Below are 18,360 nucleotides of genomic sequence, written 5' to 3'. Positions count from 1 at the left end.
CGGTTCAACTAGGACTCGCTCTGGACCCTTGACGGATCGGCGGCGTGGTACTCCCCTACGACTTCGATTCGGCCGATGATGTGGCCGTTGAACTCCTCGAGTTCCTCTGCCGGGACCCAGAGTTCGAGAATGGTCTTGCCGCCGGCTTGTTGGATCGGGTAGCGCTCGGCGAAGGTGCGGTCGAGTTCGAAGCGGGTCACGTAGCCGACGCCGTCGCGGGGCGCGTTCCAGTCGCGGGCGATCTTCACCGCGTAGTCCTCATTGAGCACTGGGTAGAAGATCGGCTGGTCGGGGAGTCGCGGCGGCCAAGCGGTCCAGTCGGACTCGCGGACCAGGGCGAGCTCGGCCGGTCCGCATGGGCGCCAGAGGGTCATGGTCTTCAGGTCGGTCATCGCACTGGTTCCGTTCGGAAAGGGGGCGCTCTGACTCTGCCACATCTGGAGTTCGACGTGCATCGCCTTTGTGCCCGACCGTTGATCTGTGATGCCCCCTATCGGGCAATGCTCAAGGGGGCGCCGATCTTCAGATCAGCGCCCCTTGGGCATTGCCTCGTACGGGTTTCCGGTCAGGCCAGGGTCGTGAAGAAGTCGCGGAGGTCGGTGGCAAGGAGGTTCGGGACCTGGTGGGCGGCGTAGTGGCCGCCGGTCTCGTGGGTTCGCCACTGGGTGATGTCGGTGTAGTCCCGCTCGGCGAAGCAGCGGATGGACTGGAAGTCGCCGGCGAAACTGGAGTTGGCCATCGGGAAGTCCGCAGGCGTGGTGTCGACCGGATTGTGCTTGTTCTCGAAGTAGAAGCGCATGGACGAGGCGATGGTGTCGTTGAGCCAGTGGACGATGACGTTGTCGATGACGAACCGGTCGTCGACCACGTCGCCGAAGAGCTGGTCCATCCACGCGAGGAGACCTCGGGGCGAGTCCGCCAGGGCGTGGGCGAGGGTCTGCGGCTGCTGGGAGTGGAGCTGGTCGTAGGAGCTCTTGTTCTCGTAGAACCATTGCAGGACTTGCAGAGCGCCCATCTCCTCTTCGGACATGCCCTCCATCTCGGACGGGTCTCCCGAGGGGAACGAGAAGATCTGGTCGACGTGGACGCCGATGACGTGCTCGCCGTCGATCCGGCCCAGTTCCGGGGCGATGAACGCGCCGCCGTCGTTGCCGTGCGCGCCGTACCGTTCGTATCCGAGCCGCGCCATCAGCGTCGCGAGCGCCTTGGCAGTGCGGGCGGCGCCCCAGCCGGTCTCCTTGGTCGGACCGGAGAAGCCGAATCCGGGCAGCGAGGGAATGACCAGATGGAAGGACGGGCCTTCGCTCGGCCGGGTGAGCGGCTCGATGAGGTCGACGAACTCCATGATCGTGCCGGGCCAGCCGTGGAGCAGCAGGAGCGGCACTGCCGCAGGGTCGGGCGACTCGATGTGGAGGAAGTGCAGGCGCTGGCCGTCGATCTCGGTGACGAACTGCGGGTATCCGTTGAGCCGCGCTTCGGTCTCGCGCCAGTCGTACTGCTGCAGCCAGTAGTCGGTCAGGTGGTCGACCCGGTCGACGGTGACACCGTATTCGTCGCCGGCCCCGGGGATCTCCTGGGCGCGGCGGGCGCGGGACAGGCGCTCGTGGAGGTAGTCGAGCTCGAACTGCGGGACGTCGATGGTGAAGGGCTTGATCGTCTCGTGCTGCTTCATGGCCGTCTTCCCTCATTCGGTCTTTCGGGAACTGGTGCTCCCTGGCTACGTTCAGCATAACAGAACGGAATGCTCCATTCCAGTATTTCGGCTCAAGACTTTGCCTGAAGGATTCGGTCACGGCATCAGGCCGAGGACGTGCGGCGCGCCGTTGGGAGGCCTGGGAGGGCGAGGGCGGTGTACTCGGGACGCGGGGTCAGGGTCGGAATGCTGGTGAGGCTGCGGAGGTTGGTGTTGCGGCGGGTGAGGGCTTCGGGGGTGGTGGGGAAGAGGGTGGCGGTGCCGTTGTCGACGAGGGCTTGGTTGGCGGTTATGAAGGGGCGGGTGGTGGTTTCGTAGGTGGTGAGGGCTGTGGTGTGGGTGCGGTTCGTGGCGAGTGCGTGGGCGAGCATGTAGGCGCCGACGAGGGCGAGGCTAGTGCCTTGGCCGGTAAGGAATGAGGGGGCGTAGGCGGCGTCCCCGATGAGGACGGCTCGGCCTTTGGACCAGGTGGGCATGTGGATCTGTCCGACGGTATCGGAGAACAGGTCGTCGGCCTGGTGCATGGCCTCGATGAGGGTGGGGAGCTGCCAGGCTGAGCCGGCGAAGGCTTCGGCGAGGAGGTCCGCGGGGGCGCGGGAGTCGTGGTGGGGTACGGGTCGGTGGACGTTGAGGAAGGCGTGCACCCGGTCGTCTTCGCCGCCGGTGGCGTAGAGGGCCGCGGCCCTGCCGGGGGCGTTCCACATCAGGAGCTCGTGGGAGAGTCCGAAGGTGTTGGGCATGGTGAAGACGGCGAAGCGGTAGCCGAGGTGGCGGTGGAACTGGGCTTCGGGGCCGAAGAGGAGTTCGCGGGTGTGGGAGTGCATGCCGTCGGCTCCGACGACCAGGTCGAAGGTACGTCGGGCACCGCTTTGGAAGGTGATGTCGATGCCGTCGGCGGATTCGTCGAGGGTGCTGATGGCGTCGTTGAATACGTATTCGACGTTGTCGCGTGTGGTGGCGTGGAGGATGGCCGCGAGGTCGCCGCGAGTTACCTCAAGGTCGCGTCCTTCGACGCTTCCTGCGACGGTGTGCGGGGAGAGTGAGGCGACTTCGCTGCCGTCGGCGTCGAGGAAGGTGAGGCGCTGCGAGTCGACGTGCGCTTCGCGGAGCTGCGGGAGGATCCCCATCCGTTCGGCCACTTCGATCGCGGTGCCGCGCACGTCGATCGGGTAGCCGCCTCCGCGTGGTGCGCCGGCCTTCTCGACCACGGTGACCGCGAATCCGTACCGGTGCAGCCAATACGCGAGCGCGGGTCCGGCGATGCTGGCGCCGGAGATCAGGATGGTGGGTGCGGTGGAGGTCATGACTGGGTTCCCTTCTTCATGACGCGGACGATGAGCAGAGCGAGGGCGGTGGTGAGGCCTGCGATGACGAAGCCCGTGGTGAAGGCGGGTTCGGTCGGAAGGTCGGTCACCGGGTCGGTGCCGGCGCCGAGGATGGCGCCTGCGATCTGGGCGCCCAAGGCGACGCCGACGACGCGGGTCACGACGAGCAGGCTGGTGGCGATGCCGGTGTCCTTGGTGGACACGGCAGTGGCGGTGGCGGCGAGCAGTGCGACGAGGCTGACGCTGACGGCGAATCCGATCAGGGCTCTGGCGACGACGAGCTGCCAGGCCGCGTCGTGGAGCGACGCGAGGGCGATGAGGGCGGTCGCCGTGACGACGGTGCCCGCGGTGATCACGGCGCGGGGGCCGAAGCGGCGCGCCGCGAGTCCGGCGATCGTCCCGGCGACCACGCCCGCGATGGTGGCGGGCACGAGGAACAGCCCGATCTGCGTCGAGTCGGCACCGAAGCCGTAGCCGTCGGCCGAGACCGAGAGCAGTTGCGGGACAAGGTAGACGGCCATGCCGAAGCCGAGGCTCATGAGCAGGGTGACGACGCAGGCGCTCCAGATGGCGGGTGACGCCAGCATGCGGAGGTCGACCATAGGAGAGGGCGCGCGGCGCTCGACGGCGACCCACGCGGTGGCGAGGGCCGCCACGACGGCGGTGACGGCGCCGATCGCGAGCGGGGGCAGGCCGCCGCCGGTGACCGCAGAGACGCCGAGCACGAGCGCGATCAACGTGGCGCTCAACAGGACCACGCCCGGCCAGTCGATTTTGGAGGCGTCCCCGGCGGGCGGGTCGTCCGGCATCGCTCGGGCGACTATCAGGGTCGCGGCGATGATCGCGATCGTCGGGATCGCGAACATCCAATGGCGGGACAGCCCTTGTGCGATCGGTCCGGCGATGAGCATGCCGACCAGGCCGCCGCCGGTGAACAGGCCGCTGACGAGCCCTACCGCCACCTGCGTGCGGCCAGGTGGAAGGTGCTTGCGCACCAGGATGAACGAGAGGGGCAGGGCGCCGACCATGGCGCCTTGCAGCACTTGGCCGAGGAGCAGCACGGGCAGGTTCGGCGCCATGCCGGAGATGAGGCCGCCGACCGAGACCGCGGTCATCAGGACGACCAGGACCCGCTTGCCGCCGTAGCGGTCGCCGAGTTTGCCGGCGATGGGCGCGACGACCGCGCCGGTGATGAGCAGGGTGATGAAGATGAGCGAGCCTTCGGCGGGGCCGATGCCCAGATCGTCCTGCAGCAGCGGGAGCGAGGGCTCCACCACCGCCTGGAGGGTGCCGAGGGCGAGTGCGAGGGCGCCGAGTGCGCCGATCGCGAGCTTTCCGATGCGGACTTGGGGTTCGAGGGTCACGGCCATGGCGGTCCTTGTCTCTTCTGTTGCACGCGTGGCGAAACCGCCCCCGTTGCGGTCACGTCCGAGTTCCGATTCGTTGGCGCCCAATTGATCATGAAATCGCACGATCGCGGCGCCTTGAAGTTCACACTACACGGTGTAGTGCGTTTTTCGGGTCCGCGCTGCCATGACCGGCCGGACGCCGGCGGCCGGTCCGTTAGGATCTGCCTATGCCGACGGAGAAAACGCTGCGTGCGGGGTCCGCACACAAGAGGGCCGCCATCCTCACGTCGGCTCGTGAGTTGTTCCTCACAGAGGGCTTCGACCGGTCGAGCGTGGACGCCGTCGCCGCCCGCGCGGGGGTGTCCAAGCGGACGGTCTACGACTACTTCGGCGACAAGCAGACGCTGCTGCACGCGGTCTTCGACGACGTGGGCCAGTCGCTGCTGGCCACCGTCAAGCGCACCCTCGCCGACACCCTCGACGGCCTCACGGAAGCCGACGAGCTGGAGCCCGCGCTCGTCGAGTTCTCGATGCGGATCACCACCGACATGCTCGACTCCGCCGAATACACCACGCTGCAGCGCTTCGTGCGCACCGCGGGCGGCCACCTGCCCGAACCCGACGACCGCGCCCTGACGAACGCTCCCGAAGAGGCCATGGGCGAGCGGTTCACCGCCCTCGCCGAGGCCGGGCTGCTCGACGTGCCCGATGCGCGGCTCGCGGCCGACCACTTCATCGCGTTGACCTTCGGCGTCACGCTCAGCCGACTCGGCTCCGCGAACGCCGCGAAGGACGCCCGCGTCCGGCCGCTCATTGTGGAGGGCGTGCGGGCGTTCCTCCGCGCCTACGCGACCGGTCTCGCGAAGTAGCGGCGGTGCCGCGCCCCGTCAGTGGGTGCGGAGGAGGCCCAGGGCTTCGAAGGTTTCGTGGCTCCATTCGAGGGCGGTGTCGAGGGTGCGCCATTGGGATTCGAGGTCGTCGAGATAGGGGAAGACGTAGGGGTCGGTGACGCCGGGGGGCAGGTCGGTGGCCTTGCAGGAGTATGGGGGTGCGCCGTAGTTCTCGAGGACGAGGCTCAGGGCGAAGTCGCGGTCTTCGGCGTCGAGGACGGCGAACCAGAGGCGGCGGAGCATCGCCGGGTGGGCGGTCGCGAAGCAGAGGCGGCCGATGTCGAGTGGTTCGCCGGCGGCGATGACGCGGGCGACGGCGGAGAAGCGGCCCTCGCCGGGGAGGTCGGCGGCGTAGCCGCTCCAGATCTCGACGCTGTGGCCGACCGCGATGATCGCCGAGCAGAGCGCGGCGAGGGCGAGGCCGCGGTTGGTGATGTAGTGGTGCGGGGTGGTGCTCGCATAGGTGGCGGGGACGAGGAAGGTGACGACGCGGCCGCGCACGGAGGTGCTGCGGGGCACGGCGTCGACCATGCACTCCGGGACGCCCGAGAGGTAGACGCCGACGTCGACCTCGCTGCCGGTGACGTCCCAGGTGGGTTCGAGGGCGGAGACCGCGCGGGTCAGGCCCGCCCGTTCGCGGAGTTCACCGACGCGGACGTCGGTGTCGGGGAGGTCGACGTGCCAGCCGTCCCGTCCGAGCCGTTGCGCCTCTTCGAAGGTGGCGCCCGCCCACGATGACCGGCCGTTGCGGCCGGAGCCGAAGTCGATCGAGGGCGGGCGCTGCGACGCCTCGAGGAACTCCTGCCAGGAGTGGAGCGGCTTGATCGCGATCATCTACCGCACTCCGAGGGCGGTCCGGTGCGAGTCCGAGAGTCCTCTGAGGACTCGCCAGGCCATGGCCTGCTCGACGGTGGCGCCCGCTTCGAGTAGCTTCGCGCCGTCGATGCTCGCGCGCGGCGAGAAGATCAGCGGGAGGTGCTTGCGCTCGGCGGCCTCCCGGAGCCGCTGCACCTCCTTGAGGAGCCGCTTCACCTCGTTCGATTTCGAGGGTGCGTGCGCGTGCGCCAGGCGGCGTTCGAGTTTCGGGTCGATCGGGACCTCGATCATGGTGAACCGGTCCAATGTGGCCGCGTCAAGGGCCTGGCGGCCGACGTACCGCTGGTCGCCGCCGGAGCCGAAGGTGTTCGCGGTGGCGACGAGGTGGAAGTCCGGGTGCGCGCTCACCATCTTGTCCGCGAACGCGCAGACCCGAAGGGCCAGCGCCTGGTTCAACTCCCCCAGCAGCCCGGGGTGGCCGTTGTCGAGCTCGTCGAGGAGCATGACGCCGCCCTCCTCGAACGCGCGGCGGAACGGCGTGCCGTGGTAGTTCCCGTGGGCGTCGAAGTAGCCGAACACCTTGCTCATCGGGGTGGTCGGGCCGAGCGAGAGCGCGTGGAAGCCGAGGCCGAGGCCTTCGGCGGCCTGCTTGGCGAGCATCGACTTCCCGGTGCCGGCGGGGCCGACGAGCAGCACGTGGCAGTGCGCGCGCAGGGCCAGGAGCAGGTCCGGGAGGACGGCGTGCGCCGCGCCCTGGATGTCGATGGGCCGCGGCGCCTCGGGCAGCAGCACCTGGACCGGCTCGGGGAGGAGGCCCGGCAACTGGGTTTCGATCTCGGCGCGGACGAGGACGGCGAGTTTGGCGACGATCTCGGCGCGGGCCTCCTCGATCTCCGCGAAGTAGTCGTGCCGGGTGCGCTCGAGCAGTGCCTCGTGCTGCTCGCGCGCGTGCGCGATCTCGAGCTCGTGCGCCTCGCGCGCCCGTTCGATCTGGCGCTCCTGCTCGTCGGTCCACGCGGTGGTCTCGTTCTCGACCATCCGCTGGATCGTCCTGTGCGGCACGGACAGCAGGCCTCTGGTCGCCTTCGCCGCGGCCTGTTCGGCGAGGCCGGCGAGTTCGACGTCGCGGCTGTCGAGCTCCTGCCTCGCGACTTCGTGCGCGATGCGCACGACCTCGTTGCGGGTCTTCTCCTGCACGGGATGCTCCGTCTCGTAGGGGGACGAGTTCGCCTCTATTGGTATCGGGGAGCGCCCGGGAGGGGTCCCGCCTCCGGATTTCTTCCGGTCCGGACCCCGTCCGGCGCGGCCGGGGCCGCGAATACCCGGTGTATCAATGCCTGAGACCGGTTCACGGTTCCTGTGTGGTCCGGAGGGCCGCCTCGTACTGGTCGCGGTCGAACGTGAACGGTCCGAGGCCGCTGAGGTCCCAGTCCGGGCGGTGCTCGTTGCTGAAGTTCCGCCATGTCACCGTCGCGGCGGTGACGTCGACCTGGGCGAGCAGGGGCCAGCAGCCCCAGTCGCCGCAATCGCAGCCGAGGAGCACGGTGTCGCCATCGGGTTCCCCGAGTGCCGGTGCGCCGAGGAAATGGCGGCTGGGCCAGCGGACGGTGTGCAGCGGGGTGAGACCGGCGTAGGCGCCGGCCAAGTCCGCTTGCCCTGCGGCGCTGGCGGACTCGAGCTCGGCCCGCCGGGCGTGCGCTTCGAGCGCGACGCCGTCGACCTTGATGTCGATGCAGCCGTTGGCTGCGGAGAATTCGACGCGGTTCATTCGTGCATCGTAGGGCCATGCATCGCAAGAACGGTCCCTGATTCCGGTGCGGATCAGGGACCGTTCGGCGTGCACGGGGCTCGCCGTATCGGCCGTTCGGGCGAACATGGACGGCCGTTCGTAGGATGCGTGGCGCCGCAAGGATTTCCGTCTTGCTAGGTATCAACCCACATCCTCGTCAGGAACGGATCGAACGTGAGCGGATCGACGGCCCCACCCGGGGTGCCGCAGTCGCGGCAGGGCGAGTTCGAGGACTTCGTGAGGGGCAGGTCGAAGGCGCTGTGCGCCTCGGCGTACCTGCTCACCGGGGACCGCGGGCTCGCCGAGGACCTCGTGCAGGACGCGCTGGCGCGGACCTGGCGCTCGTGGAAGCGCCTGCACCGCACGGCGAACGCCGAGGCGTACACCCGCCGCACCATGTACCACCTGCATGTGAGCCGGTGGCGGCGAACGAAGGTCGCCGAGATCTCGGTCGACGCCGTGCCCGATCGGGCCGGCCTGGAGCCGGACACCGCGATGCGGCTGGCCGTCCACGCGGCACTGCTGTCGCTGCCGCCGACCCAGCGCGCCGCGATCGTGCTGCGCTACTTCGAGGACCAGACCGAGGCCGCCGCCGCGGCGATCCTCGACTGCCCGATCACCACCCTGCGGGCCCGCGTCCAGCGCGGTCTCCGCAGGCTCAGGACGCGCTTCCCCGAGCTCGTGCTCGGCGACGCGGACCTGCAACTCGCCCAATGGGAACGAGAGCTCCACGCGGAGAAGGGAGAGCGTCATGCCTGAGTCGATTCGCTCACTGCTGCACGACATCGCGGATGACGCGGAGGAACCGACGCGGGACCTCGCGGCCGGGGCCTACCAGCGGGCGCGCGGCATCACGAGGCGGCGCATCGCCGCCGGCGCGATCGGCGTCGTCACCGCGCTCGCGCTCGCCGGCGCCGGCACCGCGGGCCTCAACCGGCACCAGGACCCCGGCCCTTCCCCGGCCGAGGAGGAGACGACCGAGACCGACGAGAACGAGAGCCTCCCGCCCGGCTGCGGGGTCCGCCCCGAGGACTGGGACGACTTGGGCATCGGCTTCCCGGCGCTCGGCGAGTCCGGCACGGAGCAGCCGCGCGAGGAGCTGCCGTACCGCATGAACTACCAGGTCCAGCATGACGAGTACGGGGCGACCACCTGGGGGTTCTTCGACACCGGCGAGGTCGACGGCCTCGACGTCGAGGAGGACTACCGGTACGTGGTCGCGCCGGACGGCAACCGTGTGATGGCGGTCGACCGCGCCGACGAATGCACCGGCGTGTACATGGAGATCGGCCTGGACTCGTCGGTCGAGCCGATCGTGGGGTTCTCGTTGGAGACGACCAGCTGCGGCATCGCGTGGTCGCCTGATTCGGACAAGCTCCTGTTCTCCGAGCCGGTCGAGTTCGACCGGGCCAAGACGTACGTGCTCGATGTGACCACCGGCGACTTCACCGTGCTGGGGGAAATGGGCCGCGACCTCTTCTGCTCCAGCGAATGGATGCCCGACGGCGAGCGGATCTGGTCGGGGCGCACGACGATCTGGAACCTCGACGGCACGCTCGCACAGGAACTGCCCGGCCTGGAGGCCAGTCTGGCGACCGAGAACTGGCTGGACGCGGGGATCTCGGCGGACGCCGGCGAGGCCTGCTTCGACGAGGTCGGTGAAGGCGAGGGTGACGGGGTGGGCCGGTTCTGCGACGTCTACGTGGACACCGCGACCGGGGACGAGATAGCGCTGCCGGTCGGCGGTGAGCGGCGGCAGGTCGTGTTCCTGGCGGACGGCTCGATGCTGATCCTCTCCCACGAGGGCGATGTCGCGACGCAGTACCTCGTCGATCCCGCAGGCGAGGTGATCGACCAGCGCGACCTGCCCATGGGCTTCGCGGGGAGCATCGACGAGCTGGTCACCTACTTCCCCTGGTAGGTCCGGGGAACCGAACGAGCCGCCGTCCTTCGAGTGAAGGACGGCGGCTCGTTCGTCTTGCGTTACAAGCGACTTGCGGCGGGACCGGACCGGGCGGTCGCGGACCGGCGGGGGCGCCGCCCTCGGCCCGGTCCCGGGTCTGGGGACCGCCGCCCGGGTGGACTGTCGTGTTCCCGGGCGGCGGTCGGTGAGAGAGGGATTCGGTCCTACCAGGTCCAGCGCTGGTTGGTGCCGCCGGAGCAGGCCCAGAGCTGGACCTTGGTGCCGTTGGCGGTCGCCGCGCCCGCTACATCAAGGCAGAGCCCTGAAGCGGCGTTCGTGATGGTGCCGTTGGAGTTGCGGTTCCATTTCTGGTTCGCCCCGCCGTGGCAGGACCATATGATCGCGGCAGTCCCGTTGGCCGTGCCACCGCCCGAGGCGTCCAGGCACTTGCGGGAGCCGCCGGAGTAGACCGAGATCTCCCCGTTGTTGTAGGTCCACTGCTGGTTCGCCCCGGTCCAGCAGTCGTAGATCTGCAACTGCGTTCCGTCCGTGGTGGACTGGTTCGGCACGTCGAGGCAGCGGCTGGAGGCCGCCGAGGTGATGTGGCCGCCGGTGCCGGTCGGGGGCGTGCCGTTGTTCAGGGCGGCGAGGACCGAGTGGTAGGCCTGCTTCTTCTGGTAGTTGCCGTCGAAGAGCAGCGGGTTGTCGGTGCGCCAGGAGTACTTGTCGGTGACGCCCCAGACGGTGATGCCGGTGCAGCGGGCCACGGCCATGCAGGCCTTGGTGACGGTCTCGTAGGTGGCGGCCTGGCCGGTGCCCTGGCCGACATCGAGCTCGGTGATCTCGACGGTGACGCCGAGGTCGGCGAAGCGCTGGAGGTTGGCCTGGTAGCTGCTCAGGTTCTCGTTGGAGGCGAGGTGGGACTGGAAGCCGACGCAGTCGATCGGGACGCCGCGGGACTTGAAGTCGCGCACCATGTTGTAGATACCGGTGCTCTTGGAGTTGATGGCGTCGGTGCCGTAGTCGTTGTAGCAGAGCTTCGCGTTCGGGTCGGCGGCGTCGGCGGCGCGGAAGGCCTCCTCGATCCAGCCGTTGCCGAGCTGCTGCTGGAGGTTCGACTGGCGGCGCGAGCCGTCCCACTCGAAGGCCTCGTTGACGACGTCCCAGGTGAACACGTCGCCCTCGTAGTGGTTGGCGACGTTGGTGATGTGGTTGACCATGGCGTTGCGCAGGTTCTGGCCGGTCAGCCCCTGCACCCAGCCGGGTTGCTGGGCGTGCCAGACGAGGGTGTGGCCGCGGACCTTCATGCCGCGGGCCTGCGCCCAGTTGACGATCTGGTCGCCGCCGGAGTAGTTGAACTGGCCGGGGTTGGGCTCGGTCGCGTCCCACTTCATGGCGTTCTCGGCCACGACGGAGTTGAACTCCGCCGCAAGGGTGTTGGCGTAGCCGGATTCGCTGAGGCGGTTGCCCGCGACGGCCGCGCCGAAGTAGCGGCCGCTCTCGGCGGCGGAGGCGCCGAGGGTGGTCGCGGCCTGGGCGGTCCCGGCGGTCATCACGAGCGCGGCGGCGGCGGTCAGGCCTACGGTCGCGACGGCGGCTATGGCCGACCAGGCGCGGTGCCGCCGTCTCGTTGAACTGTTGATCATGGTGCTCCCTGTGAAATCAGGTACTCAAGCTTCGGCGCGGCCGGCGATACCGGGCCAACGGCGCGTGCGCGACTCCTGAACGACCGAAAGTTTCTGGACGGACTCCGAAACTTACGTGCTTCGAACTATAGATATGGTTCGATATCCCGTCAAGAGGCGGCGGGGCGGGATCTGGCGGCCGGGTCGGCGGTGCACCTCAGGCCCCCTTCGCGGCGGCTCGAACTGGTGCGGGAGGGTCACATCACATCGATCTATTTACATACGGCGAACCAGCGGACTATCCTGTGTGCACGCCCCACGTTCGGCGAGAAGGCCGAAAGTTTCGAAGACCCTTGGGGCTGTTAGCGATAACCAAGGGCCTGAACAGAGAGGCAATCGATGAGACACCCCACCCGATGGCGATCGTGGATCGCGCTGCTGGCGACGACGCTGGCAGCCGCCCTCGCCGCGGCGACCTTGAGCGCAGCCCCGGCACAGGCCGCCCCACTGCCCTCCCCCTTCAAATGGAGCTCGACGGGCGCGCTCGTCGGACCCCAGCAGACCGCGCCGGGCCGGACCCTCGTGTCCATCAAGGACCCGTCCGTGGTCAAGGAGGACGGCAAGTACTACGTGTACGCCACGACCGCCGACACCAACGGCGGCTGGTCCCTGACCTCCTTCGGCGGGTTCACCGACTGGTCCCAGGCCGGGCAGGCGCCGCAGACGCACCTCTCGACGACCGCGGTCGGCGGCGGCTACCGGGCCGCCCCGCAGGTGTTCTACTTCGAGCCCAAGAACCAGTGGTACCTGCTGTATCAGACCGGGCTGCCCTCGTTCTCCACGCTCACGCACCCCTCGCAGCCGCAGAGCGCCTCGGCGCCGAAGAACTTCATGACCAACCACGGGATCGCCGACGCCAACTCGTCGTACATCCTGGACTACTGGGTCATCTGCGACGACGTGAACTGCTACCTGTTCTTCAACAACGACAAGCAGGAGTTCTACCGCGCCCAGACCACGGTCGCGAACTTCCCGAACGGCTTCGGCAACGTCCAGATGTTCATGAAGGGCTCCAGCCAGAGCCTGTTCGAGGCCACGAACGTCTACAAGGTGGGCGACTCCGGCCAGTACATGCTCATCATCGAGGGCATCGGCACCAACGGCGTCCGCTACTTCCGGTCCTGGACCTCCAACAAACTCAACGCGAACTTCAACGAGTGGACGCCGCTGGCCGACACCCAGTCGAACCCGTTCGCGGGCGCCGCGAACGTGACGTTCCCGGGCGGGACGTGGACGGCCGACATCAGCCACGGCGAGATGGTCCGGGTCGACAGCAACCAGACCATGGAGATCGACCCCTGCAGCATGCAGTACCTCTACCAGGGCAGGAACCCCAACTCGGGCGGTGACTACTCGCAGCTCCCCTACCGACTGGGCCTCTTGACCAACACCAACCCGACCGCCGACTGCGGCGGCTCGGGAGGCGGCGGCGACTCGGGGCAGTTGCGCGGCACCGGATCCAACCGCTGCCTCGACGTGCCGAACCAGTCGACGACGAACGGCACGCAACTGCAGATCTACGACTGCTGGAGCGGGGCGAACCAGCAGTGGACGTACAGCAACGGCGAGATCTCGGTCTACTCCGGCACGAGCCGCAAATGCCTGGACGCTTCAGGCGGCGGCACGGCCAACGGGACGGCCGCGATCATATGGTCCTGCCACGGCGGGGCGAACCAGAAATGGAACCTGAACTCCAACGGCACCATCACGAACGCCGCTTCAGGGCTCTGCCTTGATGTAGCGGGCGCGGCGACCGCCAACGGCACCAAGGTCCAGCTCTGGGCCTGCTCCGGCGGCACCAACCAGCGCTGGACGCTCACCTGATCCCTTCGCGCGCTGAGTGAAACGACCGGGCGGCCCGTTGGGGCCGCCCGGTCTTCCTCCGCTCGTTCGGCGGTTCTGGACGAGTTCCTCGATCGGCTTCCGGGCGCTACTCCTTCGCGGTGATGCGGTCGAGGGCGGCGAGGACTTCGGAGGCGATCACCGGGTCGATGCGGGGCGGGAGTCCGGAGGCGCTGCGGTGGTACACGTCAAGGCGCTTGGACAGGAAGACCGAGGCGAAGCGCTGGTCCTCGGTGTCCGCGCCCATGCCGATCTGGAGGCCGGGGTCGAGTTCGACCATGACGTATCCGCCTGCGGGGAGCGGGAAGTGGAACCCGAACTCGGTGCCGTTGTCCATCGGCTTGCCCCGGACCCAGCCGTGCTTGGTGAGGCCGAGGATCGCTCCCGGCGGGACGACCGCGCCTTCGAAGCGCCGCAGGCGACCGGTCTCCAGCTCTTCTTCGGTGAAGGCCATGACCGGGCGGGCGAGCTGCGGGAACGGTTGCAGGATCTCGTAGTCGGCGAGGAGCCGCGCCCAGGCGCCCTGCTCTTCGGCGGTCATGTCGACCGGGTGCGCCAGGCGGATGACGGCGTCGTCATGCAGCTCGACCGCGTCGTCCTCGGCGTCGGTGTACGTGTTGTCCTCCGCGATGCGGAAGGTCTGCCGCGACTCGGCGGTCTGCGCGAGCCACACCATGCGCCGGGTGAGGTACCGCATGAGCGGGTGGCCGTGCAGGTGTTCCTCGAACTCGCGGCGTGTCCAGGTGCGGGCGTTGATCATCGCGGCCTCGAGCCGCCGGACCTGGTCGACCGAGACGGTGCGGAGCTCCTTCTTCAGCGCGGTGAACCGCTGGTACGCGGGGCCGGCGAGCTCCGGGTCGTCCTTCGCGCCGGGCTTGGGCAGTGCCTTGCGCGGCTTGCGGTCCTCGTCGGTGACGTACGGGCGCAACTGCTCGTCGAACACCACGGTGAACTTCCGCGGGCCGTAGTCGAGGACGAGGCTGCCGTCGGTCCCGAGCCCGAAGTCGGGCAGGAGCCGGTCGGCGAGCTGCTCCCCGGTGAGCCCGAGTCCTTGCGCGATGACCTGGATCTGCTGCGCCGCTTCGGCTTTGATGGCTTTGAACTTGGCGCGCTGCGAGATGTGCTGCATGGCGCGGAGCGCGGCCTCGGAGCCGATGCCGCCGAGCACCTGCAGGCCCGCGACGGCGCGGCGGTGCTGGTTCTGGCCCGGCCACGCCTTGATGAGCGGGGTGAGCCGGGCGACGGTCTCGTCGTCGCCGAAGTGCGCGAGCGCCGCGAGCGCCCACCGGTCGGCGGACGGCGCGCCGTTCGCGAGCCACTGCTCGAACACCGCCCAGGAGAACTCGCGCAGCGACTCGCGGTCGCACGTCTCGCCGAGCTCCTCCAGGCGCGGGTCTTTGCTCGTGTCGACCGCGATGGCCATGATCACGGCGGCGTGGCGCATCGCCGTTTCCGGCAGGCCGAAACGATGGTCTTGCAGGAGCACCTGCGGCAGCCTCGTCGTGTCGAACCAGTCGCCGGGCTCCGGCACGCGGTCCGGCAGATTGTCCCGGCCGGCTTCCAAGAGCGCCAGGATGCCGGCGTGCGCGTCCTCGCCGTAGACCTTGGCGGCGTTGAGGACCGCGTCACGGCCGAGGACATCGGCGAGGTAGCGCAACGCGGCTTCGGCGGGTTCCCGGAGGGACTTCTTGGGGCCCAGCGCGTTCGGCACCAGCAGTTCGGCGGCGGCCGCGCCGTGCCGGTCCAGCCAGGCGGCGCCGAACTCCTTGGCGGACGGCCGCTTCGCGAACCAGTTCGCGGCGGCCTCGGCGGCTCCGGGGCTGCGGATCGGTCCCAGGAGGGCGCCGAGTTTCGACTTGGCGGCGAGGAACGTGACCACCTGATCGGCAACCGAGGCGCCGAAGCGCGCGAGTACGGCCTGGAGGTAGCCGGCCGATCGGTCGTCGCCGAACTGCTGGAGGGCGCCGTTCCAGCCTTCGAGGTGCTGCTCCGCGATGTCGAACGGGGCGTAGGCGAGGACTTCGGCGACGATTCGGTCACGGCGGTGGGCCGACAGCCACTCGAGGCGCTGCTCCCAGTCGACGATGCCGGGATCGAACTCCGCCGCGTTCTCGAGGTAGCGTTCCCGCTCGCCGTCCGCCCAGAGCACCGACACTGCGCCGCTCGGCTCGAGACCGCGCACGACCAGCGGCTTCGACTTCGGGCGCTCGACCGTCCACGGCGGACGGACCAGCAGTTCGGGCAGGTCCGCTTCCGCCGCTTCGGGAGCGGGGCGCCGCTGCGCCTTGAGCTCCGCGACGGCGGTCTGCTCGGCCCCCGTGAGTGCTTGGAGCGCACGGGGGTCGACGCGGGCGGCGAGGGCCGCGAGCAGGGGGATCCGCGCGGGCAGCGCCTCGGGCGCGTGGGCGGCGATGACCCGCAGCGTGCGGACCGGGAACCGCGACGCGGCCGCGACGGCGTGCTCGAAGACGAAGGGGTCGGCGAGGTGCTCGACCAGGTACGCAACGGCATCGTCGTGCGGGAGGATCGCGACGGCCCGCAAGCGCTCATAGACCTGATGCTGGTCGAGCGGGTTCTTGGTCGGGGCCGTGAGGAGCGGCAGCGCATCCGTGCCGAGGCCGTCGAGGAGCGGCGCGATCAGGCCCGCATGCTGCTCGTGCGGTTCGATCGATCGCATGCGCATCGCCGCGAACTGGTCGAGCGAGGTCGCCGAGTGCGCGAGCCTCGCGGTGAGGAGGCCGGTCCAGGACTCCTTGGCGACTTCGACCGCCGCTTCATGGATCCAGTCGGCCCGGTCGGGGAACAGGATGGCGGCCAGATATTTGCGGGCCGGGGTGGTGCGCAGTCCATCCACTATCGACGCTGCCGCCGCGAACTCCGCGTCCGGGGCGTCCGCGAGCAGTCCGCGCAAGAGGTGGAGATCATGGTCGCGGTAGAGGACTTCGCCCATGGAGAAGAGCGGGCGGTCGCTGAATCGCCGGTGGCCGTATTCGATGAGCGGCGTGAAGGACGGGTGCGCCGTGTTCCTCGTGCCTGCGAAGGACATGAACGCGACGGCCGCGCCGATCGCGAACGGCAGGCCGTGCTCCTCGATCCAGGCGTCGAAGACCAGCCGCACCCTGGTGACGGCCTGGTTCGAGGGCTCGGCGTTCACCATCTCGGCGATCAGGCCGGCGCCCGACGGATTCGGCTTCCCGTCGAGGTATTCGACCGCGTCGGGAACAGGAGTCGCGGCAAGGGCCGCGCGCAGGTCCGGTTCCTGAGCGCTGAGACGCTTGCGCCAGAACGCCGTCGCGTCCGCATCCGGTTCGAACACCGCGCCGGGCCGCACGCCGCGCCGGGGCAGCAGTTCCTCCTGCCATTCGGCCGGCAGGAGGAGGAGCGATTCGTCGGGCAAGGGGTTCTCGTCGTTCACAACGGCAACGGTAGCGACCGGGTGCGACATTCCCCGTAGCCGAGCAACCCTCGCAAAAGGACACCGGCCCGGATCAGCGACCCGGGCCGGTGTTCATCGTGGTGTTACTGCAGGTTCTCGATGACGAAGGGCGCGTGGCCGTGGAGGTAATTGGTCCAGCCCCCGGTCAGCGGTGCGCCCGAGGCGAGGAGGTTGGTGGAGTCGGGGCCGACGTCGAGTTTCCAAGCGGTCCAGGAGATGCCGTTGGCGGCCATCCAGTCGATCCAGGTCTGGGCCTCGTCGAGGCAGAGGCGGCCGTCGAGGCCGCCGTCGGCGGCGCTCGCGCCCCACTCGGTGACGAAGAGGGCCAGGCCGGCGTCGATGGCGGCGTCGGCCTTGTCGCGGTTCCACTGCTGGTGGGTGCAGGAGTAGAAGTGGAGGGTGTACATCAGGTTGGTGCCGGAGACGGGGTCGCCGGCGGCGACGTCGACGTCCTGGGACCAGGTCGGGGTGCCGAGGACGATGATGTTGTCCGGGTCCTCCGCGCGGATGGCCGCGACGACGGCTTGGTGGTACGGCTTGACGGTGCCGCTCCAGGACACCTGCTCGGGCTCGTTGTAGGGCTCCCAGATGATGTTCGGGAGATCCCCGTAGCGGGCGGCGAGGTCGCTGAAGAACGCGACCGCTTCGGACGTGTGCTGGTGGGCCGCATGGGCGTGGAAGTCGACGATCACATAGACCCCCGCGGCGGCCGCATTGTCGATCACGGTCTCCACTTCGGCCTTCCAGCGTGCCGGGTCGGAGAGGTAGGCGCCTTCGGGCTCGACCCCCATGGCGACGCGGAAGACGTCGATGCCCCAGTTGTCGCGCATCCATTCCAGCGCGGAGCGGTTCTGCGCGTAGGGCTGGGTCTGCCAGTGCAGCCACATGCTCGAGACGCCCTTGAGCTGGACGGGCGCATTGGACTCGTCGCACATCTGCGTGCCGCAGACGTGGAGCTTGCCGTGCTCCTCGACCGGGGTGCCCGCGGGGGCGGGGTCGGTCGGCTCCGGGTCGGTGGGTTCGGGTCCGGTGGTCTGCTCGCCGCCGCCTTCGCCGCACGCGACGCCGTTGAGCTTCAGGTTCGTGATGTCGCCTGAGTCGCCGTCGGCCGTGAAGCCGAAGACCTCGCGGGTCTGGCCGGCGCCGATGGGGCCGTTCCAGCCGGCGTCGGTGGCGGTGAAGTGCCTGCCGCTGAGGGAGGACTTGGAGACGTTCCAGGCGCTGATGCCGGAGACAGCGCTGGTGAAGTCCCATTCGACGGTCCAGCCGTCGATCCGTTGGTCGGTGGTGATGCTGACGTTCGCCTGGAAGCCCGAGCCCCAGTCGCTGACGACTTCGTAGCCGACGTCGCAGCCGGCCGCGGCGTTCGCGCCCTGGGACGCGGCCACGGTGATCGCGCCCGCGCTGAGCGCGGCGACGGCCGCGCCGATGATCGCCGTCAGCTTTCGCCTTCGGGTTGCTCGCATGGTGTGCCTTTCATCGATCCGGACATTGGGAAGCGCTCCCAGTGGTTGCATCGGAGTTTGTCAATGTATTGGCGCGCCGTCAAGGGCCGCCGACCGCCCGGTTTGCCCCGGGGTCCGGAGGGGAACTTCAGGTGGATGTTTCGGAAGACGCTGGCCACCATGTGTG

14 protein-coding genes are annotated in these 18,360 nt (G+C 69.1%); 4 read left to right on the top strand and 10 right to left on the bottom strand.

Annotated elements, in window-relative coordinates; translation table 11 throughout:
- Nucleotides 1-8: 8 nt before the first annotated feature.
- The 4 genes from O2L01_RS12185 to O2L01_RS12170 form a co-directional block, all read right to left on the bottom strand.
- Nucleotides 9-392, bottom strand: coding sequence for a hypothetical protein (locus O2L01_RS12185; RefSeq protein ID WP_270122211.1), 384 nt, complete (start codon nt 390-392; stop codon nt 9-11).
- A gap of 173 nt (nt 393-565) precedes the next feature.
- Nucleotides 566-1,672 (bottom strand): epoxide hydrolase family protein, encoded by a 1,107-nt coding sequence (locus O2L01_RS12180; RefSeq protein ID WP_270122210.1) that lies wholly within the window; start codon nt 1,670-1,672, stop codon nt 566-568.
- 125 nt (nt 1,673-1,797) lie between these two features.
- Nucleotides 1,798-2,997, bottom strand: coding sequence for an FAD-dependent monooxygenase (locus O2L01_RS12175; protein WP_270122209.1), 1,200 nt, complete (start codon nt 2,995-2,997; stop codon nt 1,798-1,800).
- Nucleotides 2,994-4,388: an MFS transporter gene (locus tag O2L01_RS12170; protein ID WP_270122208.1), complete on the bottom strand. Its 1,395-nt coding sequence runs from the start codon at nt 4,386-4,388 to the stop codon at nt 2,994-2,996. The genes O2L01_RS12175 and O2L01_RS12170 overlap by 4 nt, the downstream gene beginning before the upstream one ends.
- A 206-nt stretch (nt 4,389-4,594) precedes the next feature.
- On the opposite strand from O2L01_RS12170, the gene O2L01_RS12165 reads away from it, so the two are divergent.
- Nucleotides 4,595-5,236 carry a TetR/AcrR family transcriptional regulator gene (locus tag O2L01_RS12165; RefSeq protein WP_270122207.1) on the top strand — a complete coding sequence of 214 codons (642 nt, stop codon included), beginning with the start codon at nt 4,595-4,597 and terminating at the stop codon, nt 5,234-5,236.
- An 18-nt stretch (nt 5,237-5,254) separates the two neighbouring features.
- Here the strand turns inward: O2L01_RS12165 and O2L01_RS12160 are convergent, their stop codons facing one another.
- The 3 genes from O2L01_RS12160 to O2L01_RS12150 all read right to left on the bottom strand — a co-directional run bounded on the left by O2L01_RS12160 (nt 5,255) and on the right by O2L01_RS12150 (nt 7,841).
- Nucleotides 5,255-6,091 carry a DUF7192 family protein gene (locus tag O2L01_RS12160; protein ID WP_270122206.1) on the bottom strand — a complete coding sequence of 279 codons (837 nt, stop codon included), beginning with the start codon at nt 6,089-6,091 and terminating at the stop codon, nt 5,255-5,257.
- The gene (locus O2L01_RS12155; protein WP_270122205.1) at nt 6,092-7,270 is read right to left on the bottom strand and encodes an AAA family ATPase; all 1,179 of its coding nucleotides are present in this window, start codon (nt 7,268-7,270) and stop codon (nt 6,092-6,094) included.
- Nucleotides 7,271-7,421: 151 nt separating this feature from the next.
- Nucleotides 7,422-7,841: a hypothetical protein gene (locus O2L01_RS12150; protein ID WP_270122204.1), complete on the bottom strand. Its 420-nt coding sequence runs from the start codon at nt 7,839-7,841 to the stop codon at nt 7,422-7,424.
- A gap of 195 nt (nt 7,842-8,036) precedes the next feature.
- Between O2L01_RS12150 and O2L01_RS12145 the strand changes: the two genes are divergently transcribed.
- Complete coding sequence (locus O2L01_RS12145) at nt 8,037-8,621, top strand: SigE family RNA polymerase sigma factor (RefSeq protein ID WP_270122203.1); 585 nt, start codon at nt 8,037-8,039, stop codon at nt 8,619-8,621.
- Entirely contained in the window at nt 8,614-9,783 is a 1,170-nt protein-coding gene (locus tag O2L01_RS12140; RefSeq protein WP_270122202.1) for a TolB-like translocation protein, read from the top strand. The genes O2L01_RS12145 and O2L01_RS12140 overlap by 8 nt, the downstream gene beginning before the upstream one ends.
- A gap of 206 nt (nt 9,784-9,989) precedes the next feature.
- Here O2L01_RS12140 and O2L01_RS12135 read toward each other — a convergent pair whose 3' ends face one another.
- Nucleotides 9,990-11,411 (bottom strand): endo-1,4-beta-xylanase, encoded by a 1,422-nt coding sequence (locus O2L01_RS12135; protein WP_270122201.1) that lies wholly within the window; start codon nt 11,409-11,411, stop codon nt 9,990-9,992.
- Nucleotides 11,412-11,789: 378 nt separating this feature from the next.
- Here O2L01_RS12135 and O2L01_RS12130 point away from each other — a divergent pair, with 378 nt between their 5' ends.
- The gene (locus O2L01_RS12130) at nt 11,790-13,274 is read left to right on the top strand and encodes a non-reducing end alpha-L-arabinofuranosidase family hydrolase (protein WP_270122200.1); all 1,485 of its coding nucleotides are present in this window, start codon (nt 11,790-11,792) and stop codon (nt 13,272-13,274) included.
- A 106-nt stretch (nt 13,275-13,380) separates the two neighbouring features.
- Here O2L01_RS12130 and O2L01_RS12125 read toward each other — a convergent pair whose 3' ends face one another.
- Together O2L01_RS12125 and O2L01_RS12120 are read right to left on the bottom strand one after the other, a co-directional pair.
- Nucleotides 13,381-16,707, bottom strand: a complete 3,327-nt coding sequence (locus tag O2L01_RS12125) for a DUF4132 domain-containing protein (protein ID WP_270122199.1) — start codon at nt 16,705-16,707, stop codon at nt 13,381-13,383.
- Between the two features lie 104 nt (nt 16,708-16,811).
- Entirely contained in the window at nt 16,812-18,194 is a 1,383-nt protein-coding gene (locus O2L01_RS12120) for a cellulase family glycosylhydrolase (protein ID WP_270122198.1), read from the bottom strand.
- Between the last annotated feature and the right edge of the window lie 166 nt (nt 18,195-18,360).

The sequence above is a fragment of the Glycomyces lechevalierae genome, assembly GCF_027622945.1.
GTDB lineage: Bacteria > Actinomycetota > Actinomycetes > Mycobacteriales > Micromonosporaceae > Glycomyces > Glycomyces rutgersensis.
This window is presented reverse-complemented; position numbering and strand designations above follow the sequence as displayed.

Excerpts from the sequence above, each read along its gene's own strand:
- O2L01_RS12185 (WP_270122211.1), bottom strand. The coding sequence starts at position 392 with ATGACCGACCTGAAGACCATGACCCTCTGGCGCCCATGCGGACCGGCC.
- O2L01_RS12180 (WP_270122210.1), bottom strand. The coding sequence starts at position 1,672 with ATGAAGCAGCACGAGACGATCAAGCCCTTCACCATCGACGTCCCGCAG.
- O2L01_RS12175 (WP_270122209.1), bottom strand. The coding sequence starts at position 2,997 with ATGACCTCCACCGCACCCACCATCCTGATCTCCGGCGCCAGCATCGCC.
- O2L01_RS12170 (WP_270122208.1), bottom strand. The coding sequence starts at position 4,388 with ATGGCCGTGACCCTCGAACCCCAAGTCCGCATCGGAAAGCTCGCGATC.
- O2L01_RS12165 (WP_270122207.1), top strand. The coding sequence starts at position 4,595 with ATGCCGACGGAGAAAACGCTGCGTGCGGGGTCCGCACACAAGAGGGCC.
- O2L01_RS12160 (WP_270122206.1), bottom strand. The coding sequence starts at position 6,091 with ATGATCGCGATCAAGCCGCTCCACTCCTGGCAGGAGTTCCTCGAGGCG.
- O2L01_RS12150 (WP_270122204.1), bottom strand. The coding sequence starts at position 7,841 with ATGAACCGCGTCGAATTCTCCGCAGCCAACGGCTGCATCGACATCAAG.
- O2L01_RS12140 (WP_270122202.1), top strand. The coding sequence starts at position 8,614 with ATGCCTGAGTCGATTCGCTCACTGCTGCACGACATCGCGGATGACGCG.
- O2L01_RS12135 (WP_270122201.1), bottom strand. The coding sequence starts at position 11,411 with ATGATCAACAGTTCAACGAGACGGCGGCACCGCGCCTGGTCGGCCATA.
- O2L01_RS12130 (WP_270122200.1), top strand. The coding sequence starts at position 11,790 with ATGAGACACCCCACCCGATGGCGATCGTGGATCGCGCTGCTGGCGACG.
- O2L01_RS12120 (WP_270122198.1), bottom strand. The coding sequence starts at position 18,194 with ATGCGAGCAACCCGAAGGCGAAAGCTGACGGCGATCATCGGCGCGGCC.